Annotated in this window: 25 protein-coding genes and 1 tRNA gene; 13 read left to right on the top strand and 13 right to left on the bottom strand. The window is 70.6% G+C overall.

Features of this window, described 5'->3' with window-relative positions; all coding sequences use genetic code 11:
• Nucleotides 1-84: 84 nt before the first annotated feature.
• On the bottom strand, nt 85-1,200 hold the full coding sequence (locus KAF39_RS15240; RefSeq protein ID WP_210678296.1) for a mannose-1-phosphate guanylyltransferase: 1,116 nt from the start codon (nt 1,198-1,200) through the stop codon (nt 85-87).
• A gap of 35 nt (nt 1,201-1,235) precedes the next feature.
• Here KAF39_RS15240 and KAF39_RS15235 point away from each other — a divergent pair, with 35 nt between their 5' ends.
• The 7 genes from KAF39_RS15235 (at nt 1,236) to KAF39_RS15205 (ending at nt 8,353) form a co-directional block, all read left to right on the top strand.
• Nucleotides 1,236-2,495 carry an FG-GAP-like repeat-containing protein gene (locus KAF39_RS15235; RefSeq protein WP_210678294.1) on the top strand — a complete coding sequence of 420 codons (1,260 nt, stop codon included), beginning with the start codon at nt 1,236-1,238 and terminating at the stop codon, nt 2,493-2,495.
• 153 nt (nt 2,496-2,648) lie between these two features.
• Nucleotides 2,649-3,083: a succinate dehydrogenase, cytochrome b556 subunit gene (gene sdhC / locus KAF39_RS15230; RefSeq protein WP_149085819.1), complete on the top strand. Its 435-nt coding sequence runs from the start codon at nt 2,649-2,651 to the stop codon at nt 3,081-3,083.
• The gene (locus KAF39_RS15225; protein WP_210678292.1) at nt 3,083-3,523 is read left to right on the top strand and encodes a succinate dehydrogenase hydrophobic membrane anchor subunit; all 441 of its coding nucleotides are present in this window, start codon (nt 3,083-3,085) and stop codon (nt 3,521-3,523) included. The genes sdhC and KAF39_RS15225 overlap by 1 nt, the downstream gene beginning before the upstream one ends.
• Nucleotides 3,524-3,542: 19 nt before the next feature.
• The gene (gene sdhA, locus KAF39_RS15220; RefSeq protein WP_210678290.1) at nt 3,543-5,369 is read left to right on the top strand and encodes a succinate dehydrogenase flavoprotein subunit; all 1,827 of its coding nucleotides are present in this window, start codon (nt 3,543-3,545) and stop codon (nt 5,367-5,369) included.
• 2 nt (nt 5,370-5,371) lie between these two features.
• Entirely contained in the window at nt 5,372-6,139 is a 768-nt protein-coding gene (locus KAF39_RS15215) for a succinate dehydrogenase iron-sulfur subunit (protein WP_210678288.1), read from the top strand.
• Between the two features lie 159 nt (nt 6,140-6,298).
• The gene (locus KAF39_RS15210) at nt 6,299-7,504 is read left to right on the top strand and encodes a YihY/virulence factor BrkB family protein (protein WP_210678286.1); all 1,206 of its coding nucleotides are present in this window, start codon (nt 6,299-6,301) and stop codon (nt 7,502-7,504) included.
• 9 nt (nt 7,505-7,513) lie between these two features.
• A complete protein-coding gene (locus KAF39_RS15205) occupies nt 7,514-8,353 on the top strand; it encodes an exodeoxyribonuclease III (protein WP_210678285.1) in 840 nt (279 codons plus the stop codon).
• On the opposite strand, the gene KAF39_RS15200 is transcribed toward KAF39_RS15205, so the two are convergent.
• Entirely contained in the window at nt 8,347-9,012 is a 666-nt protein-coding gene (locus tag KAF39_RS15200) for a DUF4166 domain-containing protein (protein ID WP_246878777.1), read from the bottom strand. The genes KAF39_RS15205 and KAF39_RS15200 overlap by 7 nt on opposite strands.
• Before the next feature lie 62 nt (nt 9,013-9,074).
• Here KAF39_RS15200 and trpS point away from each other — a divergent pair, with 62 nt between their 5' ends.
• Complete coding sequence (trpS, locus tag KAF39_RS15195; protein ID WP_210678280.1) at nt 9,075-10,079, top strand: tryptophan--tRNA ligase; 1,005 nt, start codon at nt 9,075-9,077, stop codon at nt 10,077-10,079.
• 26 nt (nt 10,080-10,105) lie between these two features.
• The gene (locus KAF39_RS15190) at nt 10,106-10,738 is read left to right on the top strand and encodes a hypothetical protein (RefSeq protein ID WP_210678278.1); all 633 of its coding nucleotides are present in this window, start codon (nt 10,106-10,108) and stop codon (nt 10,736-10,738) included.
• Nucleotides 10,739-10,757: 19 nt separating this feature from the next.
• On the opposite strand, the gene pth is transcribed toward KAF39_RS15190, so the two are convergent.
• Together pth and KAF39_RS15180 are read right to left on the bottom strand one after the other, a co-directional pair.
• Nucleotides 10,758-11,339 carry an aminoacyl-tRNA hydrolase gene (pth, locus tag KAF39_RS15185; RefSeq protein ID WP_210678277.1) on the bottom strand — a complete coding sequence of 194 codons (582 nt, stop codon included), beginning with the start codon at nt 11,337-11,339 and terminating at the stop codon, nt 10,758-10,760.
• A gap of 96 nt (nt 11,340-11,435) precedes the next feature.
• Nucleotides 11,436-12,047, bottom strand: a complete 612-nt coding sequence (locus tag KAF39_RS15180) for a 50S ribosomal protein L25/general stress protein Ctc (protein WP_210678275.1) — start codon at nt 12,045-12,047, stop codon at nt 11,436-11,438.
• A gap of 225 nt (nt 12,048-12,272) precedes the next feature.
• On the opposite strand from KAF39_RS15180, the gene KAF39_RS16195 reads away from it, so the two are divergent.
• Nucleotides 12,273-12,398, top strand: a complete 126-nt coding sequence (locus KAF39_RS16195; protein WP_282595539.1) for a hypothetical protein — start codon at nt 12,273-12,275, stop codon at nt 12,396-12,398.
• On the opposite strand, the gene KAF39_RS15175 is transcribed toward KAF39_RS16195, so the two are convergent.
• Together KAF39_RS15175 and KAF39_RS15170 are read right to left on the bottom strand one after the other, a co-directional pair.
• Nucleotides 12,383-12,907: a gluconokinase gene (locus tag KAF39_RS15175; RefSeq protein WP_210678273.1), complete on the bottom strand. Its 525-nt coding sequence runs from the start codon at nt 12,905-12,907 to the stop codon at nt 12,383-12,385. The two genes, KAF39_RS16195 and KAF39_RS15175, sit on opposite strands and share 16 nt — an antisense overlap.
• A gap of 19 nt (nt 12,908-12,926) precedes the next feature.
• Entirely contained in the window at nt 12,927-13,985 is a 1,059-nt protein-coding gene (locus tag KAF39_RS15170) for a D-2-hydroxyacid dehydrogenase (RefSeq protein WP_210678271.1), read from the bottom strand.
• A gap of 162 nt (nt 13,986-14,147) precedes the next feature.
• On the opposite strand from KAF39_RS15170, the gene gndA reads away from it, so the two are divergent.
• Nucleotides 14,148-15,602 carry an NADP-dependent phosphogluconate dehydrogenase gene (gndA, locus tag KAF39_RS15165; RefSeq protein WP_210678270.1) on the top strand — a complete coding sequence of 485 codons (1,455 nt, stop codon included), beginning with the start codon at nt 14,148-14,150 and terminating at the stop codon, nt 15,600-15,602.
• Between the two features lie 55 nt (nt 15,603-15,657).
• Here the strand turns inward: gndA and KAF39_RS15160 are convergent, their stop codons facing one another.
• A complete protein-coding gene (locus KAF39_RS15160; RefSeq protein WP_210678268.1) occupies nt 15,658-16,908 on the bottom strand; it encodes an FAD-binding oxidoreductase in 1,251 nt (416 codons plus the stop codon).
• Nucleotides 16,909-17,011: 103 nt separating this feature from the next.
• Here KAF39_RS15160 and KAF39_RS15155 point away from each other — a divergent pair, with 103 nt between their 5' ends.
• The gene (locus KAF39_RS15155) at nt 17,012-17,740 is read left to right on the top strand and encodes a response regulator transcription factor (RefSeq protein ID WP_210678266.1); all 729 of its coding nucleotides are present in this window, start codon (nt 17,012-17,014) and stop codon (nt 17,738-17,740) included.
• A 26-nt stretch (nt 17,741-17,766) separates the two neighbouring features.
• Nucleotides 17,767-19,260, top strand: a complete 1,494-nt coding sequence (locus KAF39_RS15150) for a cell wall metabolism sensor histidine kinase WalK (RefSeq protein WP_210678264.1) — start codon at nt 17,767-17,769, stop codon at nt 19,258-19,260.
• 532 nt (nt 19,261-19,792) lie between these two features.
• Here KAF39_RS15150 and KAF39_RS15145 read toward each other — a convergent pair.
• From KAF39_RS15145 to KAF39_RS15120, 6 genes are all read right to left on the bottom strand, one after another.
• A complete protein-coding gene (locus tag KAF39_RS15145) occupies nt 19,793-21,367 on the bottom strand; it encodes an FAD-dependent oxidoreductase (RefSeq protein ID WP_210678262.1) in 1,575 nt (524 codons plus the stop codon).
• Entirely contained in the window at nt 21,364-22,254 is an 891-nt protein-coding gene (locus tag KAF39_RS15140) for an FAD:protein FMN transferase (RefSeq protein WP_210678260.1), read from the bottom strand. Before KAF39_RS15140 ends, KAF39_RS15145 begins: the two co-directional genes overlap by 4 nt.
• A 15-nt stretch (nt 22,255-22,269) precedes the next feature.
• Nucleotides 22,270-22,743: an FMN-binding protein gene (locus tag KAF39_RS15135; RefSeq protein WP_210678258.1), complete on the bottom strand. Its 474-nt coding sequence runs from the start codon at nt 22,741-22,743 to the stop codon at nt 22,270-22,272.
• A gap of 93 nt (nt 22,744-22,836) precedes the next feature.
• The gene (locus tag KAF39_RS15130) at nt 22,837-23,871 is read right to left on the bottom strand and encodes a ribose-phosphate diphosphokinase (protein WP_210678256.1); all 1,035 of its coding nucleotides are present in this window, start codon (nt 23,869-23,871) and stop codon (nt 22,837-22,839) included.
• A gap of 7 nt (nt 23,872-23,878) precedes the next feature.
• Nucleotides 23,879-25,309, bottom strand: a complete 1,431-nt coding sequence (glmU, locus tag KAF39_RS15125) for a bifunctional UDP-N-acetylglucosamine diphosphorylase/glucosamine-1-phosphate N-acetyltransferase GlmU (protein ID WP_210678254.1) — start codon at nt 25,307-25,309, stop codon at nt 23,879-23,881.
• Nucleotide 25,310: 1 nt separating this feature from the next.
• Nucleotides 25,311-25,382: transfer RNA gene (locus KAF39_RS15120), tRNA-Gln, on the bottom strand.
• Nucleotides 25,383-25,461: the final 79 nt, after the last annotated feature.

Genomic DNA, 25,461 nt, shown 5'->3' with positions numbered 1-25,461 from the left:
CTTCGTGCACGTCGGCCCCGGGCGGCCGAGGCAATGGTTACAAACCTGAAACCAACCCCGCCGATGAGCAGCAGATCGTGCTCATCAGAGCACGTCGCCCTGGCCGTTGAGTTTCAACGACTCGACCACGCCCTTCACCCGCTGCGCGTTCTCGACCGTCGTGACGAGGAGGGCGTCGGGGGTGTCGACCACCACGATGTCCTGCACGCCGACCAGGCTGATGACCCGCGTGGTCTGGCTGACGAGGATGCCGCTCGCGGCATCGGTCAGCACACGCGCCCGCGGCCCGAGGACCGCCAGGTCGTTCTTGCGGCCGTTCGTGATGAGCTTCGTGAGCGAGGCGAAGTCCCCCACGTCATCCCAGTCGAAGTGCCCCGGCACCACGGCCAGGCGCCCGCGGCGCGCCGCCGGCTCGGCGACCGCGTAGTCGATGGCGATCTTCTTCAGCCGCGGCCAGATGCGGTCGACGGCCGGGCCGCGCAGCGCACGGTCGTCCCACGCCTCGGCGAGCTCGAGGAGGCCGGCATGCAGCGCCGGCTCGTTGGCGGCGAGTTCGTCCAGCAGGACGCTCGCCTTCGCGATGAACATGCCGGCGTTCCAGAGATACGTCCGCTCGGCGAGATACGCCTTGGCGGTCTCCAGGTCCGGCTTCTCGACGAAGCTCTCGACCAGCGCCGCCTCCCGCGCGCGCTCGACGACGAGCTCCGGACCCTTCTTGATGTAGCCGAAGCCGACGGCGGGCTCCGTCGGGGCGATGCCGATCGTGCAGATGTACCCTTCCCTGGCGACCTCGACCGCGTCGCGCACCGCGAACTCGAAGACGCGCGTCCCGCGGATGACGTGGTCCGCGCTGAACGAGCCGATGATGACGTCCGGGTTGCGACGGTGCAGCACCGCTGCGGCGAGCCCGATCGCCGCGGCGGACTCCCGCGGCTCGGACTCCAGGAAGACGTTGAGATCGGCGATCCCGGGAAGCTCCGCCTCCACGGCGGCCCGGTGGGCACGCCCGGTGACGACGGCGATCCGATCGGGGCCGGCGAGCGGCTCCAGACGATCCCATGTGTCCCGGAGCAGCGAATGCCCGGATCCGGTGAGGTCGTGCAGGAACTTCGGCGCATCCGCGCGGGACAACGGCCACAGCCGACTGCCGATGCCGCCGGCGGGGATGACCGCGTAGAAGTCTTCGATCGGCTCGCTCATGCAGGCCAGCGTACCGGCGGCGCTATCGTCGACCCATGAGCCGGCCCCGCAGACCCCTCACCTCCCGTGTCCGCCGCCTCGCCGCCGCGGTCCTCGCCGGCGTCCTGGCCGCGATCGTCCTCGTGCCTGCCACCGCGTCCGCGGCCGGCGGCCCGGCGGGCGACGTGTTCGCGCGGACGAACGCGCAACGCACGGCCGCCGGTCTTCCCGCACTCGTCTCCGATCCGGGCCTCGACGCTGCCGCCGCGGAGTGGGCACGGCACCTGGCGTCCTCCTGCACGTTCGCGCACAGCTCGTCCTCCTGGCGCAGCACCCGCATCGCGGCCTTCGGCTGGACGGCCAGCGGCGAGAACATCGCTGCCGGTCAGCCGGACGCCGCTGCCGTGGTCGCGAGCTGGATGGGCTCCCCCGGCCACAAGGCGAACATCCTGGATCGCCGGTACACGGGACTGGGCGTCGGTTACGCCACCGGCTCCTGCTATCGCACCTACTGGGTGCAGATCTTCGGTGTCGGTTCCCCCGTGAAGACCCTTCCGGGCGGGGCCGGCGACCTCAACGGGGATCGATCGGCCGACGTGCTCGCGCGGACCGCGTCCGGCGAACTCCGCCTCTATGCCGGCACCGGGACGGGACGGTTCGGAGCCGCGACGACCGTCATCCCCGGTTGGGGCAGCCGTCCCTTCACCTCTCTGGGCGACTTCACCGGCGACCGTCTTCCCGACATCGCCCGCGTCGAGGCGGACGGCCGGCTGATGCTCTACGCGGGCAACGGGCGTGGCGGGTTCGGCACGCCGACCGCGATCGGCTCCGGGTGGGCGCGCTTCACGCAGCTGATCGGAGGGATGGACTTCGACGGCGACCGCCTCCCCGACGTGATCGCGCGGACGACGGCGGGAGAGCTCCTTCTCTATCGCGGCAACGGACGCGGCGGCTGGCTCGCCGGGGGAGGCGCCCGCATCGGCTCGGGATGGCAGAGCTTCACCGCGGTGTTCGCGGCCGGAGACTTCACCGGCGACTCCCGCAGCGACCTGATCGGCCGGCGCAGCGACGGCACGCTCTGGCTCTACTCCACCACCGGCACGGGCTCCTGGTCCGCCGGGCGACAGATCGGACGCGGGTGGAACGCCTTCACAGCCCTGGCCGGGGCCGGTGACTTCGACGGTGACGGCACCCAGGACGTCCTCGCCAGGAACGCCTCCGGCGCGCTCCTGCTCTATGGCGGGACCGGCCGCGGCGGATTCCTCGCGCCGCGGACCGTCGGGAGCGGATGGAATGGCATCGCGCAGCTCGGCTGAGCCGGCGCGCACGACTTAGGGTCCCCTTCGTCGCCCGGGGCCTTCGCACGGGAATAGGATGGACACCGATCGGGCGTGCCTGACCCTCCTCCAGGCCGGATGTGGACGAAGCAGCGCACGCGACCGAAACACATCGATCCAGGGAGGACGACCGTGTCCACAAGCGCTCGCTTGACACCGTCGATTTCGGAAACCACGTCCAAGACCCCCCGCGGCACCCTCTACCGGGGTCGCGAAGGCATGTGGTCGTGGGTGCTTCACCGCATCACCGGAGTCGCCATCTTCTTCTTCCTGTTGGTGCACGTGCTCGACACGGCGCTGATCAGGGTGTCGCCGGAGGCGTACGACGCGGTCATCGGCACATACAAGAACCCGGTCATGGCGGTCGGCGAGGTCGTGCTCGTCGCCGGCATCGTGTTCCACGCGATGAACGGCCTGCGGATCATCGCCGTCGACTTCTGGTCCAAGGGCGCCAAGTACCAGCGCCAGCTCTTCTGGGGCGTGCTGCTGGTGTGGGGCATCATCATGGCGGGCTTCGTGCCGCGCCACCTGATGCTCGCATTCGCCGGCTTCGGAGGAGGACACTGATGAGCGCTCAGACCGTCGCCGCCCCCGCCCGTCGTCAGCGCGGCGTGAACCTGGAGAAGTGGGGCTGGGTCTTCATGCGCGTCTCGGGCGTCGTGCTCGTCGTGCTGATCTTCGGCCACCTCTTCGTCAACCTGATGGTCGGCGAGGGCATCCACGCCCTCGACTTCGCCTTCATCGCCGGCAAGTTCGCCACCCCGTTCTGGCAGTGGTGGGACGTGCTGATGCTCTGGCTCGCCCTCATCCACGGCGCCAACGGCATGCGCACGATCGTGAACGACTACGTGACCAACCCCACCGCTCGCAAGGCACTCGTCTGGGCCCTCGGCTTGGCCGCTGGCCTGCTCATCCTCCTCGGCACCCTGGTCGTCTTCACGTTCGACCCGTGCCTGGGTGTGACCGAGTCGAGCACGCTGTGGGAGACCTGCCAGGCGCAGGGCTAGAAGAAGAGGCAAACGAGAAGTGACTACCCAGACGCAGGATTCCGTCGTCCGTGACGGCGTGCACTACCACCAGTTCGACATCGTCATCGTGGGCGCCGGCGGCGCCGGCATGCGGGCGGCCATCGAGGCCGGCCCCGGCGCACGGACCGCGGTGATCTCCAAGCTCTACCCGACGCGGTCGCACACCGGTGCCGCGCAGGGCGGCATGGCGGCGGCCCTCGCCAACGTCGAGGAGGACTCCTGGGAGTGGCACACCTTCGACACCGTCAAGGGCGGCGACTACCTCGTCGACCAGGACGCGGCGGAGATCCTCGCGAAGGAGGCCATCGACGCGGTCATCGACCTCGAGAACATGGGCCTCCCCTTCAACCGCACGCCCGAGGGCAAGATCGACCAGCGTCGCTTCGGCGGTCACACGGCCGAGCACGGCAAGACCCCGGTCCGCCGCGCCTGCTACGCGGCCGACCGCACCGGCCACATGATCCTGCAGACGCTGTTCCAGAACTGCGTCAAGCTCGGCATCAACTTCTTCAACGAGTTCTACGTCCTCGACCTCATCACGGTGAAGGACGACGCCGGGAAGACCCAGATCGCGGGTGTGGTGGCGTACGACCTCGCCACCGGCGAGCTGCACGTCTTCCAGTCCAAGGCCGTGATCTTCGCGACCGGCGGCTTCGGGAAGATCTTCAAGACCACCTCCAACGCGCACACCCTCACGGGTGACGGCGTGGGCATCGTGTGGCGCAAGGGCCTCCCCCTCGAAGACCTCGAGTTCTTCCAGTTCCACCCGACCGGCCTCGCCGGGCTCGGCATCCTCCTCACCGAGGGTGCCCGCGGTGAGGGCGCGATCCTGCGCAACGCCTCGGGTGAGCGCTTCATGGAGCGCTACGCCCCGACCATCAAGGACCTCGCCCCCCGTGACATCGTCGCGCGCTGCATGGTCCAGGAGGTCGCGGAAGGACGCGGTGCCGGACCGCACAAGGACTACGTGCTGCTCGACTGCACGCACCTGGGCGCCGAGGTGCTCGAGACCAAGCTGCCCGACATCACCGAGTTCGCGCGCACGTACCTGGGCGTGGACCCGGTCGTCGAGCCCGTTCCCGTGATGCCGACCGCGCACTACGCCATGGGCGGCATCCCCACGAACAACAACGGCGAGGTGCTCGCGGACAACGACACCGTCGTCCCCGGCCTCTACGCCGCCGGCGAGTGCGCCTGCGTCTCCGTGCACGGCGCCAACCGTCTCGGCACCAACTCGCTGCTGGACATCAACGTGTTCGGCAAGCGGTCTGGCCGCAACGCGGTCGAGTACGTCAAGACGGCCGAGTTCGTCCCGCTGCCGGAGAACCCCGCCGCCTTCGTCTCCGACATGCTCGAGGGCCTGCGCAACAACCAGGGCACCGAGCGGATCGCCGTGCTCCGCAAGACGCTGCAGGACGAGATGGACAAGGGCGCCCAGGTGTTCCGCACCCACGAGTCCCTCCAGCACGTCCTCGGCGTGATCGCCGAACTGCGCGAGCGCTACAAGAACGTCCACGTCGACGACAAGGGCCAGCGGTTCAACACCGACCTGCTCGAGGCCGTCGAACTGGGCTTCCTGCTCGACATCGCCGAGGTCGTCGTCTACGCCGCGCAGAACCGCGAGGAGAGCCGCGGCGGCCACATGCGCGACGACTTCCCGAAGCGCGACGACGAGAACTACATGAAGCACACCATGGCGTACCTCACGGGCGACCCGCACTCCTCCGACCCGAGCGACCACATCAAGCTCGACTGGAAGCCGGTCGTCTTCACCAAGAACGACAAGGGCGAGTTGAACTACCCGCCGATGGAGAGGAAGTACTGAGCATGTCGAACGCCATCGCCGAAGCGCCGGCCGAGACGACCGAAGACACCGGGATCCAGTCCTTCATCGTCACCTTCAACATCCGCCGGTTCGATCCCGAGGTCGACGCCGAGCCGCACTGGGTCGACTACGACGTGGAGCTCTACTCCACCGACCGCGTGCTCGACGCCCTTCACAAGATCAAGTGGGAGGTCGACGGGTCGCTGACCTTCCGTCGTTCCTGCGCCCACGGCATCTGCGGCTCCGACGCCATGCGCATCAACGGCCGCAACCGCCTGGCCTGCAAGACGCTGATCAAGGACCTCGACATCTCGAAGCCCATCTACGTCGAGGCCATCAAGGGTCTGCCGCTGGAGAAGGACCTCGTCGTCGACATGGAGCCGTTCTTCGCGTCGTACCGCGAGGTGCAGCCGTTCCTGGTCGCCAACTCCGTGCCGGAGAAGGGCAAGGAGCGCCTGCAGACCATCGCCGACCGCGAGATCTTCGACGACACCACCAAGTGCATCCTCTGTGCGGCCTGCACCTCGTCGTGCCCCGTGTTCTGGACCGACGGCCAGTACTTCGGCCCGGCGGCGATCGTCAACGCGCACCGCTTCATCTTCGACTCGCGCGACGACAACGCCGCTGTGCGTCTGGACATCCTGAACGACAAGGAAGGCGTCTGGCGCTGCCGCACGACCTTCAACTGCTCCGAGGCCTGCCCCCGCGGCATCGAGGTCACCAAGGCCATCGCCGAGGTCAAGCAGGCGGTCCTCCGCGGCCGTCCCTGACGCGCCGACACAGGCATTCACGCGAGAACAGGCGGTCCCGGACGGGGCCGCCTGTTCTCGTGTGTGCCCCTGTCCTCCTGGACGCCACGGGCAGCACGGGTGAGGCGTGCAGGTGAGCGTGGAGCGGGAGCACGGACAGCGCTTGGATAGGGTGGGGGCGTGTCTCAGCCGGGTTCGGCGACCGACGGTCGCCTCGATGCCGCCGTCGAGCGCGCGACCGCGCTCACGCAGCGCACCCTGGGTCTGTTCCCGGTGCGCGTCTGGCGGCACTTCCTCCAGCACAACGGTTTCCTGCTCGCAGCGGGCGTGAGCTACCAGGCCCTGTTCGCCATCTTCGCGGCGATCTACCTCGCCTTCGCCATCACCGGTCTCTGGCTCGGCGGCAGCGAGGACGCGGTCAACGGGCTCATCAGCATCATCAACAGCTACATCCCGAACCTCATCCTCGACGAGGGCGGCGTCTTCACGCCGGCACAGGTGCAGGAGATCGCCTCCAACACGGCCGGGGTCCTGGGCGTGACCGGCCTCATCGCGCTCGGCACCGTCATCTGGACCGCCATCGGCTGGGTGACGTTCTCGCGGCGGGCCGTGCGCGACATCTTCGGGCTCGAGCCCGACCGCCGCAGCTACGTGCTGCTCAAAGCACGCGACCTCCTCGCGGCCCTGATCTTCGGCGTCTCGCTCATCGTCGGCTCGGCGCTCAGCTCGGCCAGCGCCGCCGTGTTGCGCTGGGTGCTCTCCCTCCTCGGGTGGGACGCCGGTTCGGACGCCCTCAACGTCTTCATCCGCATCGGCACCGTGCTCGTGTCGTTCGTGCTGCTGACCGGGGCGCTCGCGGCGATGGTGCGCTTCCTCACCGGCACGTCGCTGCGCTGGGGGACCATCTGGCCGGGTGCGCTCCTCGGCGGGGCCGCGATGACGATCCTCCAGTTCGGGGTGGGGTTCCTGCTCAGCTACACGCCGACGAATCCGCTGCTGGCGACCTTCGCGATCTTCATCGGGCTGCTGCTGTGGTTCCGGGTGAACGGGGTCGTCATGCTGGTCGCCGCCTCCTGGATCGCCGTCGCCGCGCACGACCGCGACCTTCCCCTGCTGATGCCGACCGAGGCGGAGCGCCGGGTCGCGGAGCACGCCGCGCTGCTGACCGCGGCCCGGATCCGGCTGCGCGATGCCCGCGCCGCTCGCGACGCAGCCCCGTGGTACCGCAGCTGGGCGGCGGGGCACGCCGTGCGGCAGGCCGAAGACGAGGTGGCCCGCCTGGAGGCGTCCGCTCCCCCGCCTGCTCCCGCGTCCTCCCCGCTCGCCCAGCGCCTGCTCTCCGAGCTCAACCACCGCCAGAACCGTGATGTCGGCGGTGCTGGTTAGGCTGGAGGAATGCCTCACCTGCGTATCGCCTCGGTCAATGTCAACGGGATCCGGGCGGCGGCCCGCAACGGGATGAGCACGTGGCTGGATGCCGCCGACATCGACATCCTCACCCTGCAGGAGGTGCGGGGTCAGGACGAGCACATCGAAGCCGCCCTTCCCGGCTGGACCTTCGTCCACGACGAGGCGACCGCGAAGGGCAGGGCCGGTGTCGCGATCGCGAGCCGCATGCCCGCGCTCGCCTCACGCGTGGACTTCGGCCCGGAGGACTTCGACTCCAAGGGCCGGTGGATCGAAGCCGACTTCCTCATCGGCGATCGGCCGCTGACCGTCGTGAGCGCCTACGTGCACTCCGGCGAGGCCGACACCCCGAAGCAGGACGAGAAGTGGAAGTTCCTCGACGCGTTCGAGGCACGACTCGCGACCCTGAATGCTGACGACGCCCTCGCTCTCGTGACGGGCGACCTCAACGTCGGTCACCGCGAGCTCGACATCAAGAACTGGCGCGGCAATCGCACCAAGGCCGGCTTCCTTCCCCGGGAGCGCGCGTACTTCGACCGCTTCCTCGGCGAGCCGGGCACGACGGTCACCGGTGTGGACGGCTCGGTCGGCACCGGCCTGGGCTGGGTGGACGTCGGGCGTCGGTTCCACGGCGAGGTGGACGGGCCGTACACGTGGTGGTCCATGCGCGGGAAGGCGTTCGACAACGACTCCGGGTGGCGCATCGACTACCACCTGGCGACGCCGGCTCTCGCCGAGCGTGTCGAGGCCTACCACGTCGCCCGGGCCGCGGCCTACGACCAGCGCTGGAGCGATCACGCGCCGGTGGTCGTCGACTACCGCTACTGATCGTCGTCCGGTCGTTGGGAGGCCGCCGGCGGGGACTCCCGGTACCACCCTCGGTACTCCAGCACGGTGCCGAGCACCGGGTTGACCGCTTTCATGTCGATCGTGCGTCGGCGGTGCTCCGCGTCCCAGCCGTCGACGAGGTCCACGTGCACGCCGAGCGGTCCGGGCAGAGAGAACCGCCGCCCGAACAGCCGCAGGGCGACCCGGACGGTACGCATCCGCAGGAAGCCCTCCGCCGTCACGCTGCACTCCTCGATGAGCTCCACGCGGCCACGGGCACCGAGGAGATTCCGCACCAGCCCCGGTCGCACGCTCACCGTCAGCCGGTCCACGATCCGCGCGGTCCGACCGGGGAAGAGGAACTCCCTCGTGGAATCCAGCGTCGCGCGGCCCGTCGCCGCGCGCCCGCTCGTCGTGCGCAGCACGAACGGCACGTCCCGCCCCGACGTCGGCACCAACAGACCCGGTCCCACGATCGGACGCGCGACGGCCGCCCAGCGGCCGAACCGGCTCCCCGCGACCGCGAACACCCCCTCCGCGTGCCCCGCCGAGACGGGAGCACGGTACTGCGCGAGGATCTCCGGATGGAGGCGCTCCGCCTCCGCGCCCAGGGCGTCGAGGAACACCTGTCCGCGTCTCAGAGGCATGCCGTCCGTCATGACGTCAGCGTAGGGGACGCGACGGCGCCGGGCACCGCGGCGCGGGCGCATAGGATTGACGGGTGAACAAGCCTCGTCTCTACTCCGGAATGCAGCCCTCCGCCGACTCCCTCCAGATCGGCAACTACATCGGCGCACTCCTCCAGTGGCGGGACCTCCAGACCTCCTACGACGCCTTCTTCTCCGTCGTTGACCTCCACGCCCTCACCGTCGCCCAGGACCCCGCGGAGCTGCGCGAGAAGACCCGTCGGACCGCCGCACAGTACATCGCCGCGGGCATCGAGCCGTCGCAGTCGACGCTGTACGTGCAGTCGCATGTCCGCGCCCACGCCGAGCTCGCCTGGATCCTCAGCACCATCACGGGCTTCGGCGAAGCCGGCCGCATGACCCAGTTCAAGGACAAGTCGGCCCGGTACGGCGCCGATGCCACCAGCGTCGGACTCTTCACCTACCCGGTGCTGATGGCCGCCGACATCCTCCTCTACCAGACCGACGTGGTGCCCGTCGGCGACGACCAGAAGCAGCACGTCGAGCTGACGCGTGACCTCGCTGAGCGGTTCAACTCGCGCTTCGGAGAGACCTTCACCGTGCCGGTCCCCGTCATCCAGAAGGAGACCGCGCGCATCTACGACCTGCAGAACCCGACGGCGAAGATGTCGAAGTCCGCGGAGAGCGACGCCGGGGTGCTGTGGATGCTCGACGACCCGGCGAAGTCCGCGAAGAAGATCATGAGGGCGGTGACCGACAACGAGGGATCCGTGCGCTTCGACCGCACCGGGAAGCCCGGCGTCTCCAACCTGCTGACGATCTACGCGGCACTGACCGGACGCCAGATCCCCGCCATCGAAGACGAGTACGCGGGCCGCGGCTACGGCGACTTCAAGAAGGGCCTCGCCGAGGTCGTGGTCGAGGAGTTCGGCCCGGTGCGCACGCGCGCCCTCGAGCTCCTCGACGACCCGGCGGAGCTGGACCGGATCCTCGCCGAGAACGCCGCCCGCGCCGACGCCGTCGCCGACCGCACCCTCTCCGACGTGTACGACCGCGTCGGACTGCTGCGCCGGGTCTGAGCATCGACCCCGCCTAGGATGACATCGTGACCGATCCGCAGCTGCCTCCTCCCCCCGGCGCCGTCCCGCCGGTCCCCCCGGCGACCCCGGTGTCGCCGCAGTCGACGTCCGGAGCGGTCCCGCCGCCCCCGCCCGCGTACCCGGCAGCTCCGGCACCCGCCGGCCCCGCGGGCGGATACGGACAGACGGCGCCTCCGGCCGCCCCTCCCGGCGCGTACCAGGTGCCGGTCGGCGGCTATGCGGCACCGTCCGGTGCGTACGCGGTTCCCGAGACCGCGTCGAAGCCCTCCGGGGTGCTCGGTTTCCTGGCGCTCGGGCTGTCGCTCCTGGCCGCCGTCGTGATGCCGGTCATCGGCGGGGTGAACGCGTTCGAGATCGGCCGCCGCATCCCGCAGGGCATCAGCACCGCCTCCGACCTCCGCATCTTCTCTCCGGCACGCGATCAGGTGCTGTGGGCCGAGCTGTCGTTCTGGGGCGGCACGGTACTGGGCATCGCCGCGATCGTGCTCGGAATCATCGCCATCCGGAAGCGGCAGGGACGCGGGGCCGGCATCGCCGCGCTGATCGTTGCCGTGCTCGGCGCCGTGATCTTCTTCGTCGCCGTCTTCACCGCCTTCGCCATCGGCGGAGCGGCCGGGTACGCCACCTTCACCAGCTGACGCCCCGCCGCGCCCGGCGTCAGCGGGGCGCGTGGTGCTTCTGCTGGGCGGCCAGCAGTCCCTCGCCGACGAGGAGCTCGACGGCGTCTGCGGCGTCACCGACGAGCAGGGGCAGGTTCGCGCGCTCGTCCTTTCCGAAGGGCGACAGCACCCAGTCCGCGGGATCCTGGCGACCCACTGGCCGCCCGATGCCGACGCGCACCCGGGGGAAGTCCGGGCTGGTGAGCGCCCGCGCGATGTCTCGTACGCCGTTGTGACCGCCGTGGCCTCCTCCGGTCTTGAGCTTGACCGTGTCGAACGGGATGTCGAGCTCATCGTGCACGACGATCACGTGATCCAGGGGGACGGAATAGAACCGTGTGAGGGCCGCGACCGGCGTGCCCGAGACGTTCATGAACGTGTTCGGCTTCGCCAGCACGAGCTTGTCGCCGCCGGGACGCAGCCACGTCTCGACGACACGTGCGCCGCCCTTGTGCTCCCGGAAGCTCTCGCCGCGGCGCGCCGCGAGCTCGTCGACGACCATCTGGCCGATGTTGTGCCGGGTCGTCTCGTAGCGGGGACCCGGGTTGCCGAGACCGACCACGAGCCAGGTCGCTGCCATTCCTCGTCCTCTCTCGTCGGGGCGTCCGCCCCGGTCAGGATACGACGGAGGGGACGCGATCCGATCGCGTCCCCTCCGTGATGAAACAGGCGGAGATCACTCCGCGGCGGCCTCCTCGGCCGGCTCGCCCTCAGCGGACTCGCCCTCGGTCTCCTCGTCCTCGACCGGAGCGGCCGGGACGGAGATGGCGACCACGAGGACCTCGCCGTCGGTGAGCAGCGTCGAGCCCTTGGGGAGGGTGACGTCGGCGGCGGTGATGTGCGCGCCCTCCTCGAGACCCTCGACCGAGACCTCGATGTTCTCCGGGATGTGCGTCGCCTCGGCCTCGACCTGGATGGTCGTCGCGTCGAGGTTGACGATGGTGCCGGGGGCCGGCTCGCCGGTCACGACGACGGGCACGTCGATGGCGACCTTCTCGCCCTTCTTCACGACCAGGAGGTCGATGTGCTCGATGATCTGGTGCACCGGGTCCTTCTGCACGTCCTTGACGAGCGCGAGCTGCGAGGTGCCCTCGATGTCGAGGTCGAGCAGCGCGTTGGCGCGGCGGATGATCAGCGAGACCTGGTGACCGGGCAGCGCGACGTGCACCGGGTCGGTGCCGTGGCCGTAGATGACCGCGGGGATCTTGCCGGCGGCGCGCAGACGGCGGGCGAAGCCCTTGCCGAAGCTGCTGCGCAGCTCGGCGTGGACCGTGGTGTCTTCAGACATGACGTTCTCCTTCGGGGCACGCAGCGAAGGCGCCGCGCGGTGGTCTTGGAATTGTGGACTCGAACGCGGACGCGTGAGGAAAGCCACCGGGCTTGCTTCGCCGCGTCGATCACGGACGTCCGCGCACGCGCAGAAGCGTCCCTCGCCGAGGTACGCCTCCATGGTACCGGATGACCCGATAGGCTGAGGACACCGGTCCCCTCTGCAGAATTTCGGAGTACCCCCATGTTCGACGCCGCGTTCCTCTCCCACGTCCTCCTCTGGCTGATCGGCGCCATGTCGGTGTGCGCGGCGGTCGCAACGGGTGCCGCGCTGATCTCGCTCGGACGCTCGGGCTACCGCAAGGACTGAGCGCCCCCGGGCCTCTCCGCCGCGGCGGCGTGCGCCGCCGCGATCTCCTCCACCTCCCGGTCCAGCGGGAGCGACGCCGCGACACGGACTCCGGTCTCCTCGGCCGCCAACGGTTCCAGTGTCTCGAGCTGGGAGTCCAGGAGCGAGGACGGCATGAAGTGGTCGGCCCGCCCGTCCAATCGCACGGCGAGGGTCTCCCGCTCCCCCACGAGCTCCGCGAAGAACGCATCGCCCGCCTCCGCGCGGATCGCATCCCGGTAGCGCCGCCGGAGCGCCGAGCAGGCGATGACGATGCGCTCCTCTTCTCGGAGCGTGCGCCCGACCTGCCGCAGCCACGGCAGCCGATCCTCGTCGTCGAGAGGGACGCCCGCGGCCATCTTGTCGACGTTGGTGAGCGGGTGCAGATCGTCGCCGTCCACGAAACGCGCCCCGAGCCGTGCGGCCAGCGCCGCCCCGACCGTCGACTTGCCGGACCCGCTCGGCCCCATCACGACGACGCGCACGCTCATGGGCGGCCTCCTCCGTGCCTCAATAGAACTCGACGGTGTCGACCACCGCACGCAGCTCGCGCCCGTCGAGGAGCCGGGTGGCATTCTCGGCGAAGCGCCGCGCGATGCGCTCCTCCTCCTTCGAGCTGAGCGCCGCGGTGTGCGGGCTCACCAGCACCCGCGGGTGCCCCCACAGCGGAGAGGTGCTCGGCAAGGGCTCCTGCTCGAACACGTCGAGGCCGGCGAAGGCGACCCGGCCGTCGTCGAGCGCCGCCCGCAGCGCCGTCTCATCCACCACGCTGCCGCGGCCGACGTTGGTGAGGATGACCCCGGGCTTCACCGCCCGCAGCACCTCCTCGCCGATGAGGTGCCGGGTCTGCTCCGTGCCCGGAAGCGTGACGACGATCGCATCGACCTCGCCGACCGCGTCCACCAGGTCGTCGGGCGCGATGAGACGGTCGACACCGTCGACAGGGCGGCCTGAACGGCTCGTCCCCCACACGCGAGCGCCGAGGGCGTGGAAGCGCCGCGCGCATTCGGTGCCGATGCCGCCGAGCCCCACGACGAGCACGGTCATCTCGTCCAGCTGCCGCATCTCCCAGCGGTCGGGCCAGGAGCGCTCGCGCTGATCGGCGAGCAGCCGCGGGAGGTCCTTCGCCCCCGCGAGGACCGCGAACAGCGCGAACTCGGCGAGGGTTCCGCCGTGGACCCCCGCGCTGGTGGTGAAGACGACGCGGTCGAGGTCGGCCCGATCGAGCCCCGCCGCCTGGACGGTGCTGCCACCGCCGGCCGCCGTGGTCATGACCCACCGGAGCCGCGGATTCGCGGCGACCGTGCGCGCGAGCGCGCGCGGATCCACATCGGGGATGCCGAAGAGCACGTCCGCGGAATCGACGAGGTCGTCGAACGCCCGCTGCTGCTCCGGCGTGCGCACGAAGTCGGGGTCTCCCGACCAATCGGCGGGGCCGCGCATCGGGGGGACGAGCGAGGCATCCTGGACCACCTCGAGTCGCGGCTCGAGCTCCTCGATGAGGCGCCCCAGCTCCGCCGCCAACGGCACCGCGACCACGGCGCGGACCTTCTTCTCGGACTCCGTCACGACCGACTCCCTCCAGCTCCTGTGCTCCCCTCAGCGTAGAGGGCGGGAGGCCACGGACCCCGGGACGCGGCGGTCGATGACGGCGATGCGTCACGGGTGCGCCTCCATCGACCGCACAGCGATACGCTGAAGACAACCCTTCTTCAGATCGAGGAGCCTCCTGTGCCCGAAGCATCAGCGAACATCGGAGTCGTCGGACTCGCCGTCATGGGGTCGAACCTCGCCCGCAACCTCGCGAGCCGCGAGGGCAACACCGTGGCGATCTTCAACCGCAGCTACGAGAAGACGCAGACGCTCCTGGACGAGCATCCCGAGGCGGGCTTCATCCCGGCCACGACCTACCAGGAGTTTGCCGACTCCCTGCAGAAGCCGCGCACCGCGATCATCATGGTCAAGGCCGGTGCCCCCACCGACGCCGTGATCGACTCGCTCGTCGAGGTCTTCGAACCGGGCGACATCATCGTCGACGGCGGCAACGCGTACTTCCCCGACACCATCCGCCGCGAGAAGGCGGTCCGCGAGACCGGCATCAACTTCGTGGGCGCCGGCATCTCCGGCGGCGAGGAGGGCGCCCTCACCGGACCCTCGATCATGCCGGGCGGTTCGGATGAGTCGTGGGTCACGCTCGGACCGATCCTGAAGTCCATCGCCGCCGTCGCCGAGGGCGAGCCGTGCGTGACGCACGTCGGCCACGACGGCGCCGGCCACTTCGTCAAGATGGTGCACAACGGCATCGAGTACGCCGACATGCAGCTCATCGCCGAGGCCTACGACCTCATCCGCCGCGGCACCGGCAAGGCGCCTGCGGAGATCGCCGAGATCTTCGCCGAGTGGAACCGCGGTGAGCTCGAGTCGTACCTCATCGAGATCACCGCCGAGGTGCTGCGCCAGGTCGACGCCGCGACCGGCAAGCCGCTCGTCGACATCATCCTGGACCAGGCCGGCGCCAAGGGCACCGGCGCCTGGACCGTGCAGACGGCGCTCTCGCTCGGCGTCCCGGTCTCCGGCATCGCCGAGGCGACCTTCGCCCGCTCGCTCTCGTCGCACCCCGAGCAGCGCGCGGTCGCGGCGTCGCTTCCGGGCCCGGACGAGGAGTTCACCGTTCCGGCCGACGAGGTGGACGCGTTCATCGAGGACGTGCGCCTGGCCCTCTACGCCTCGAAGATCGTCGCGTACTCGCAGGGCTTCGACGAGATCCGCGCCGGCGCGGCCGAGTACGGCTGGAACATCGACCTCGGCGCGATCTCCAAGATCTGGCGCGGCGGCTGCATCATCCGCGCCCAGTTCCTCAACCGGATCGCCGACGCCTACGCGGAGACGCCCGACCTTCCCGTGCTGATGACGGCGCCCTACTTCGCCGAGGCGCTGACGCGCGGCCAGGCGGCCTGGCGGCGCGTAGTGGTGACCGCTGCGCAGTCCGGCATCCCCGCCCCCGCGTTCTCGTCGTCGCTGTCGTACTACGACGGCATCCGCGCCGACCGCCTCCCGGCGGCGCTCGTGCAGGGGCAGCGCGACTTCTTCGGCGCGCACACCTACAAGCGCATCGACAAGGAAGGCACCTTCCACACGCTGTGGTCGGGCGACCGCTCCGAGATCGAGGCGGAAGACACGCACTGACGACATCACGTCCCTGGAGGGCCGGGCGCCGCACAGGCGCCCGGCCCTTCGTGCGTCACACGAGGATGTTGTGGTTGCGGCGGAACACGTTGCGCGGATCCCACTGGGCCTTGACGGCCCGGAGGCGCTCGAAGGCCGCCGCGTCGTACATCCCCGGCACCGTGTCAGGTCGCTCCGAATCGACGAAGTTGCTGTATTCCGCGAGACGCCCCGCGACGATCCGTTCCGTGTCGGTCGCGGCCTGTGCCCGCCCCGCATCGTCCAGCAGCCCCGGCACGTCGAACGCTCCCGCCATCACGAACCAGCGGGCGGAGCGCGCTGGGAAGGCGGTCTCCTCCTGCGGGACCTCCCCGAACGCACCCCCCAGCGAACGCAGGAAGACGACGGAAGCCGGGAAGTCGCGTCGGAACGCGACGAGGCGATCGATGAGCTCGTCGTCGAGCTCCTCGACCAGACCGTTCCCGCCGATGAAACCGGGCGGCGCGGGTGCCTCGGCACCGTCGGGCTGCGGCATCTCCAGAAGGATGTCGCGATACGCCGGCTCGGTGATCTCGGTCCTGACCCCGTCGAGCGCGGAGATCGGCGCGAGCTCGACGCGCAGCGCGTCCGGATCGGGGCCCGCCCAGACCGCGGTCAACCGGGCTCCCGCAGGGGCGCTCGGGTCCATCGGCGGCACGTCCATGTACGTGACCGTGAGCTCCCGGGGCGCGTCACGGAGGAGCTCGCGCGCCGCGCGCAGCACCGCCGTCGCGTCGCCGTCGACGACGGACTCGGCCAGGGCGATCCCGGGGAGGCGGTGCGCCGCGAAGTCGAAGCGGGTGACGATGCCGAAGTTGCCGCCCCCGCCGCGGAGCGCCCAGAACAGCTCGGGGTGCTGATCCACGGATACCTCGACGATCTCACCGGCCGCGGTGACGACCTGGGCCCCGACGAGCTGATCGACAGCGAGCCCCCAGGCGCGCACCATCCAGCCGGTGCCACCGCCGAGCGTGAGACCGCCGACGCCGACGCTGGCCGTGTCGCCCGAGCTGAGGGCGAGTCCGTGGGCGGCGAGCGCCGACGCGACGTCGCCCCAGACCGCCCCGCCGCCGACACGGACGGAGGTGCCCTCGATCTCGATCGCGGCGAGCTCCCCCAGCTCGAGGCGGAGCCCGGCAGCGGGCTCATGCGACCAGGGACCGTGTCCGCCGGAGACGACGGTCAGCGGGACGGCCCCCTCGGCGGCTGCACGGACGAGTGCGGCGACCTCAGCGGCGGTGGCGGGACGGTGGACGGTGGGTGGGGCGGATTCGACGTGGTCGACCATGAGCACACGGTAGACCCGGGGACGGACATTCGGCAGTCCCGCTCTCAGAGAACCCATAACCGGTTCCATAGAAATCACATAGGAGATTCCGCAGAATAGAGACATGACCAGCGACCTGCCCGAACTGCGCCGCCCGGACGGCTCCCCTCTGCGCATCCTCGCCGTGGACGACGAGCAGATGCTCACCGATCTGCTCGCGATGGCCCTGCGCATGGAGGGCTGGGAGGTGCGCACCGCCTCCTCGGGTCTCGAGGCGATCCAGGTCGCGAAGGAGTTCGAGCCGGACGCCCTCGTGCTCGACATCATGATGCCCGACCTCGACGGCATGGCCGTCCTGAAGCGGCTCCGTGAAGCCGGCAACCTCGTCCCCGTCCTCTTCCTCACCGCGAAGGACGCCGTGGGCGACCGCGTGGCCGGGCTCACGGCGGGCGGCGACGACTACGTGACGAAGCCGTTCAGCCTGGAAGAGGTGATCGCCCGGCTGCGCGCGATCATCCGGCGCACCGGACACGTGAGCGCCGATGACGGGCAGTCGATCCTCCGCGTCGCCGACCTCACCCTCAACGAGGACAGCCACGAGGTCGTCCGCGATGGGGTGGAGATCGACCTCACGGCGACCGAGTTCGAACTGCTGCGCTACCTCATGCGCAACGAGCGCCGGGTGCTGTCCAAGGCACAGATCCTCGACCGGGTCTGGAGCTACGACTTCGGCGGGAAGTCCTCCGTCGTCGAGCTCTACATCTCCTACCTCCGGAAGAAGATCGACGCCGGCCGCACGCCCCTCCTGCACACCGTGCGCGGCGTCGGCTACATGATCAAGGCCCCGCAGTGAGCGGAGCGACGATGACGCGACGGCCCATGAGCCTGCAGACCCGGCTGATGACCGCCGTGATCGGGTTCGTGTCGCTGATCCTCGTCATCGTCGCCGTCATCACCAGTGCCACCCTGGGCAGCACGCTCGAAGACCAGCTCGACAACAAGGTCAAGAGTTACGCCATGACGATCAGCGACCGGATCGTCGAGGGCACGGCCCCGACGGAGGCGACCGTCGACAACATCCTGTCCCGCCTCGATCCCGTCCCCGGACTGCTGCTGTCGATCGGCAGCCCCATCGCCGGACCCAGCGGCGTCACCTTCGAAGACACCCGCGGGGCACTGAACAGCACGCCGCAGACGCTGACGACCGAACAGCTGCAGAAGCTCTACGGCACGGTGGCCCTCGGCACCCCCGCCACCGTCTCCTTCGACGGACTCGGCTCGTACCGCGTCTACGCCACGACCGCGAGCAACGGCGTCGTCGTCATAACCGGACTCCCCCGCGACGACGTCCAGAATCAGCTCGCCCAGCTCCTCACCGTGATCCTGCTCGCGACGGCGGGCGGGCTCATCCTCCTCGCCCTCACCACGGCGGTCACGATCCGCGTCGGGCTGCGGCCGCTGCGGGCGGTCGCGGCGACCGCGACGAGGGTCGCCAATCAGCAGCTCGACCGCGGCGAGGTCAGCATCACGGAGCGCGTGCCGGCGAGCGAGGCAGACCCGCGGACGGAGACCGGTCTCGTCGGGGCGGCCCTCAACAAACTGCTCGACCACGTCGACACGTCGCTCGCGGCACGCCAGCGGAACGAGGAACAGATGCGGCGATTCGTCGCGGACGCCAGCCACGAGCTGCGCACGCCGCTCGCCTCCATCCGCGGGTACTCGGAGCTGTCGCTGCGCGCCCTGCGCCAGGCCCCGGAATCCACCAGGGAGGACCAGGTCGTCGAGAGCACGACATCCTCGTTGGAGCGTATCCAGGCCCAGTCGCTGCGGATGACGCGCCTCGTCGAGGATCTCCTGCTCCTCGCGCGCCTCGACGAGGGCCGAGAGCTCGTGTACGGCACCGTCGACCTCGCGCAGCTCGCGCTCGAGGGGCTCTCGGACGCCCGTCCCACCGCGGTGGACCACCACTGGAACATCGAGGTCCCGGACGAGCCGGTCACGGTCGTGGGCGATGCGGGACGACTGCACCAGGTCGTCGCGAACCTCCTCGCCAACGCCCGCACCCACACTCCTGCCGGGACGACCGTCACACTGACGGTGACGCAGGAGGACGGCGACGCCATGCTGCGCGTGCACGACGACGGTCCGGGGATCGACCCGGCCCTCCGCGACGAGCTGTTCGCCCGGTTCGCGCGCGGCGACAGCTCCCGCGCCCGCCAGACCGGCGGGACGGGCCTCGGCCTGGCGATCGTCAAGGCCATCGTGGAAGGCCATCACGGGCGGATCTCCGTGGAGAGCGAGCCCGGTGACACGACCTTCACGGTCCGGCTCCCGCTGAGCCCGCCCGAGGGGGACACTCCCCCCGACGCCTGACGCGCCCCTTCCGGACCCCCCGCCCCACCCGCACGCCCCGCCCCGCTGCACGCCCCGCCCCGCCTGCACGATCGGAAAACGGACGCGCGACGAGACCCGAGAAGAGTCGTGCACCCGCACCCCGGTCGTGCCCCCGTCTCCACACAGTGATCGGCCGCGCCTGCACGATCGGAAGACGGACGCACGAACAGACCCGGCAGCCCGTCGTGCACCCGCACCCCGGTCGTGCCCCCGTCTCCACACAGTGATCGGCCCCGCCTGCACGATCAGAAGGCGGACGCACGACGAGACCCGGCAGCCCGTCGTGCACCCGCACCCCGGTCGTGCACCGGTATCTCCACGGCGACTGGGCACACCTGCACGATCGGAGAACGGATGCACGACGAGACTGGGGAAGAGGTCGCGCGGGCGGGGCGGGATCGTGCAGGCGGTGCCAGGGGCGGGGCCTTGGAGGATGGGGGCCTTGGAGGATGGGGGGCGGGGCGAGGGCCCGGGCGGGGCGAGGGCCTGGGCGGGGCGAGGGCGAGGCGGGTCAGTAGCCGGCGAAGGCGTCGGTCGTGAGCGACCGGGCCTTCTGGAGCGCGGGCGCGAGGTCGGCGATGAGGCGGGGCGGCCCGGAGATGAACGCGTGGCGGGCGGACAGGTCTCCGACCGCACGCTCAAGGGTGTCGGCGTCGAGTCGGGCCCCCTGCGCCCAGGTCCAGTGGGCCGGCAGGTCGGCGGGCTCGTCCCGGGTGAACACGACCGTGCGGACGCCCGTCTCCGCGAGCTCGTCGCGGAACGCGAGCTCCTCCGCCGATGCGGCCACGTAGACGAGGACGATGTCGCGCTGCTCCCCCGTCGCCCGGAGCTGCCGGAGCTGCGACACGAACGGCGTCACCCCGATGCCCGCCGCCACCATGAGCACGGGTTCGTCGCCGCGCGGGAGGACGAAGTCGCCCCAGGTTCCCGTCACGGCGAAGGTCGCGCCGGGCTCGGCGGCCGCGAGCGCCCGCTTGTAGCTCGACGGACGCTGCTGGTCGCCGTTCTTGTACGCGATCCGGAGGGTCGGCAGATCGGCCGGCGCCGAGACGATGCTGAACTCGCGACGAGTGCCCCGCGCGTCCGGTCGCCGGTGGGGTACATCCAGCTCGAGGTACTGACCGGGAAGGAACCGGACCGGCCCCTGTGCCCGGAAGGTGAGCTCCTGCGCGGTGGGAGTCACGAACGCCCGCCGCTCGAGCACGAGACGCACCGACCCGCGGAGCGCGAACGCGAAGGCGACGAGGTTGCCGATGAGCAGCGCGCGCTCCTGCCCGAGGGTGAAGAGGCCCGCCACCGAGATCGGCCAGCCGGCGAGGACGCCGACCACCACGGCGACGACGAGCTGCTGGCGACGTCGGGGCGGGAGGGTGAGCGGTTCCGACAGCATGAACGCGCCCAGGAAGAGGAAGGGTGACTGCAGCACCGCGAACGACAGCGCCGTCGCGAGGTCGAACGACACGTCGAACTGCACGGCCTGCACGGCCTGCCGCACGATCGAGGTGGCCACGGCGACCACGAGGAAGAGCAGGACCACCCGCACCTTCTCCGTGCGCCACAGGACGGCGAGCCCGAGGAGCACGACCGGGACCGCGAGCACGGGGGTGCCGACCCACCACGACGACGACGTCCCCAGCCAGTCGAGGCTGCCGAAGGCCCCAAGGATCGACACGACGGCGGCGCCGAACGCGGCAGGGTTGAAGATGTGCCGGCCGCGCCAGGCGAGGAGGTACTTGGACGCGCTCGCCACCGCGCCCGTGATGGCGAGGCCAAGCAGCGCCGCAGGCTCGACCCCCGGTCGCAGCACGAACAGCAGGATGAGGGCCGTCACCAGCGACGACTCGACGCGCCACGGCAGCCGGACGATCCGCTGCGCGACGGCGTCCACCGCGGAGATGACCACCGCGAGGACCGCGAACGAGACCACCAGCTCGAGCGGGGTCGGCGACACGATCACACCGAGCAGCGAGAGCACGAGGGCGACGAGTGCGAGCGCGGCGAGCGCGAACAGGACGAGGCGGTACATCGACAGCGCCCCCAGCACGGCGAGGACGCGCTGGCGGACAGCGGTGAAAGCGGTGGTCATGGTGTCCTGTCTCCCCCGGTTCCGGTCGCGGCGGCGGCCGCGGTGAAGAGTTCGGCGGGACAGCCGGGCGAGCGCTGCACCCGACCGTCGGTCGTCATGCGCACCCACTCGGTGCGCCACCGTTCGGCGAGGGCGGGGCCGCCGTCGAAGAACAGCGCGGTGGCGATGGCATCGGCCGTCATCGCCTCGGGGGCGAGCGCCCACGTCGCGGCCCACGTGCGCACGGGCTGCCCGGTGCGCGCGTCGAGCACGTGGTGGAGCCCGTCGCCCCAGGCGCGACGGTTGACGGCCGAGGCGCAGAGCGCGCCGTCCCGGAGCTCGACCACCCCGATCGCCTTCCGCGCGTCGTACGGGTGTTCCAGAGCGATCCGCACGGCGGCGCCGCGCACGCGGATGTCGCCACCGGCGTCCACGACCACATCGCCGGGCATGCCGCTCAGCACCTGCATGACCCGGTCGACGAGACGGCCCTTGCCGAGGGCACCCACGTCCAGCAGCGCCGGGGCCGCCGCGGCCACCGCGTCCTCCGACCAGGTCAGCCGATCGGCCCAGGCCGCCGGTGCCGGGCGCGGGTCCCCCGCCGTCAGCGAGTACGCGGCGTCATAGCCGAGCGCCGCGAGGCTGTCCGCGACCAGGGGGTTGACCGCCCCGGCCGTCGCCGCGTCGAGCTCGCGGTAGGCGTCGAGCATCGCGGCCGCATCCGGTGACGCCAGCAGGCCCCCGGACCGTCCGAGTCGGGTCACGTCCGAGTCGTCCCGGAACCGGGACCAAGCCCGGTCGAACCGCTCGATCTCCGCGGTCACCGCTGCCCGGACGTCATCTGGAAGCGGTGCACCGGTCTCGATCTCCCACCCGGTGCCGATCGCCTCGAAACGCCAGCCCGCCATGACGACGCCTCGCGCCTACGCGGCGGCCTGCTCCTTGATGGCGGCGACGGCGTCGTTGAATCCGCCGCTCGTCAGCGACGAGCCGGCCACCCGGCTGACCTTCAGCTCGTCGATCGGCTTGCCCACGACCTCATCGGCGATTCCGTCGATGAATTCGCCCTGGTAGCGCTCCGTCTCGGGCGCCTTCGGATCGCCGGTCACCTCGACATCGGTCACGACCCCATCCGCGAGAGTGAGCGTGACGCTGATCTCCTCGACCGTCTCGGGCGTCTGGTACGAGCCGTCGGCGGTGTAGGTGCCGTCCTTGTACGTGCCGGACGCGTCGCCGCCGCTCGAGGAGGAGGAGTTCGACCCGGTGGTCTGGTCGGCCCCCGCCGGCGCGTCGGCGGTGCCGCCGGTGGACGAGCATCCGGCGAGGACGAACAGCCCTGCGATCCCGAGGAGCGCGGAGCCCGTGCGGACAGAGGTCGGAACGGTGGTGCGGATCATGATGTCCTCCGTGGTCGGCGTCGGTCGACTCTTCCGTCGATGATCACGACCGTAGGCAACCCGGCTATGCGCGGGCTGTGCCGTTCCGATGCGTTACGCGTCCCCGCCGAACATGCTCGTGACGGAACCGTCCTCGAAGACCTCGTGGATGGCGCGCGCGAGCAGCGGCGCGATCGGCAGGACCGTCAGCGTCTCCCAGCGACGCGAGGCCGACAGCGGGATCGTGTCGGTGACGACGACCTCGTCGATCGCCGCGTCCTGCAGACGCTCCGAGGCCGGGTCGCTGAAGATCGCGTGGGTCGCCGCGACGATCACACGGTGCGCACCGTTCGCCTTCAGTGCCTGTGCGGCCTTCACGATCGTGCCGCCCGTGTCGATCATGTCGTCGACGAGCAGGCACGTCCGGCCCTCGACGGTGCCGACGATCTCGTGGACCGAGACCTGGTTGGCCACCTTCGGGTCGCGGCGCTTGTGGATGATGGCGAGCGGGGCGCCGAGGCTGTCCGACCAGGTGTCGGCCACGCGGACGCGTCCCATGTCCGGGGAGACGACCGTGAGGATCTCGCGGTCCTCCGGGCTCAGCGTGCGCTCGAAGTGCTCCAGGAGCACCGGCTTGGCGAACAGGTGGTCGACGGGACCGTCGAAGAAGCCCTGGATCTGCGCCGCGTGCAGGTCGACGCTCATGACCCGGTCGGCACCCGCCGTCTTCAGCAGGTCGGCGACGAGCCGGGCACTGATCGGCTCGCGGCCGCGGCCCTTCTTGTCCTGACGCGAATACGGGTAGTACGGGGCGACGACGGTGATGCGCTTCGCCGAGGCGCGCTTGGCGGCGTCGATCATGATGAGCGTCTCCATGAGCCACTCGTTGACCGGTTCGCCGAACGTCTGGACGAGGAAGAGGTCGACGCCGCGGATGGAGACCTCGAAGCGCGCGTAGATCTCACCGGAGGCGAAGGTGCGATGCTCGACCGGAGCGATCTCGGTGCCGAGCGAGGCGGCGACGGCGGCGGTGAGCTCGGGATGCGAACGTCCGCCGGCGACGACGAGTCGCTTCTTGGTCTTCGCGATGATGCCGGGGGCCACCCCGTTGTCGCGATCCAGGTCGACCGTCTTCTTCTTCCGGGCCATGCTCCGCCTATTCCGCCGAATTCTCCCGGGCCGCGGCATCCGCCGCTCCCGTGCCTGCTCTGTTCTTCTCGACCCACCCCTCGACGTTGCGCTGGGGGGCGACGCTCATGGCCAGGGCACCGGCCGGGACGTCCTTGCGGACGACGGCGCCGGCGCCGGTCTTCGCACCTGCTCCCAGCCTAACGGGCGCGACCAGCACCGTGTGCGAGCCGGTGTGCACCTCGTCGCCGATCTCGGTGCGGTGCTTGTTGACGTCGTCGTAGTTGGCGGTGATGGTGCTCGCGCCGAGGTTCACACCGCGGCCGATCGTCGCGTCGCCGACGTACGACAGGTGCGGGACCTTGCTGCCCTCGCCGATCTCGGCGTTCTTCGTCTCGACGTAGGCGCCGATCTTCCCCTTCGCGCCGAGCACGGTGCCGGGGCGGAGGTAGGAGAACGGTCCGACCGTGGCCTCCGCGCCGATCACGGCGAGGGTCGCGTCGGTGCGGCGCACGACCGCGTCCTCCCCCACCTCGCAGTCGACGAGCGTGGTGTCCGGGCCGATCGTCGCGCCGGCGGCGATCGTCGTGGCGCGCAGGATCTGGGTGTTCGGCAGGATCGTGACGTCGGGCGCGAGGGTGGCGTCGTCGTCGATCCACGTGGTGGCGGGATCGACGATCGTGACGCCCTCGAGCTGCCACCGGCGCACGATGCGGGCGTTCAGCCGGCGACCGACCTCGGCCAGCTGGGCGCGGTCGTTGACGCCGAACGTGACCTCGACGTCGGCGACGATCGACGCCGCGACGCGGTCGCCGTCGCGACGGACGAGACCGGGGACGTCGGTGAGGTACATCTCGCCCTGGGCGTTGTCCACGCCGATCCTCGGCAGGTAGGTGCGCAGCGTCGCCGCACGGAAGACATACATGCCCGCGTTGATCTCGCGGACCTCCGCCTCCTCCGGGGTCGCGTCCTTCTGCTCGACGATGCGGTCCACATCGCCGTCGGCGTCGCGGATGACCCGGCCGTAGCCGGTGGGGTCGTCGACGAGGGCGGTCATGAGGGTCGCCGGGGCACCGGAGGCGCGGTGCTCGGCGAGGAAGGCGGAGAGCGTGTCGACATCGGCCAGCGGGCAGTCCCCGGACAGCACGAGCACGTCGCCGTCGAAGTCGGCGGGCAGGGCGTCGACCGCCACCTGGACGGCCCGGCCGGTGCCCGGCACGTCGTCCTGGTCGACGAAGACGGCGTCCGGGTAGTCCTCGCGCAGCGCGGCGACCACCTGGTCGCGCTCGTGGCGCACGACCACCTCGATGTGCGCGGCCTGGAGGCGCGTCGCCGTCGTCAGCACGTGCCCGACGAGCGGACGTCCGCTGATCGGATGCAGCACTTTCGGCAGGCGCGACTTCATACGGGTGCCCTGGCCTGCGGCGAGGACGATGATGGCGAGGTTGTTCCCAGTCATGCTCCGCCGCCAGGACTCGAACCTAGACCTCACAGCTCCAAAGGCTGTCGTGCTGCCATTACACCACGGCGGACCGCGGCGCCCCGGGGCACCGCCCGATAAGTCTGCCACGTCCGCGCGCCGGTTCCTGTGCGCGCGGCGCGCGCCCGTCA

Source organism: Microbacterium sp. BLY (assembly GCF_017939615.1).
Lineage (GTDB): Bacteria > Actinomycetota > Actinomycetes > Actinomycetales > Microbacteriaceae > Microbacterium.
The sequence above is the reverse complement of the archived record's forward strand: the minus strand, read 5'-3'. Positions and strand labels throughout refer to the sequence as shown.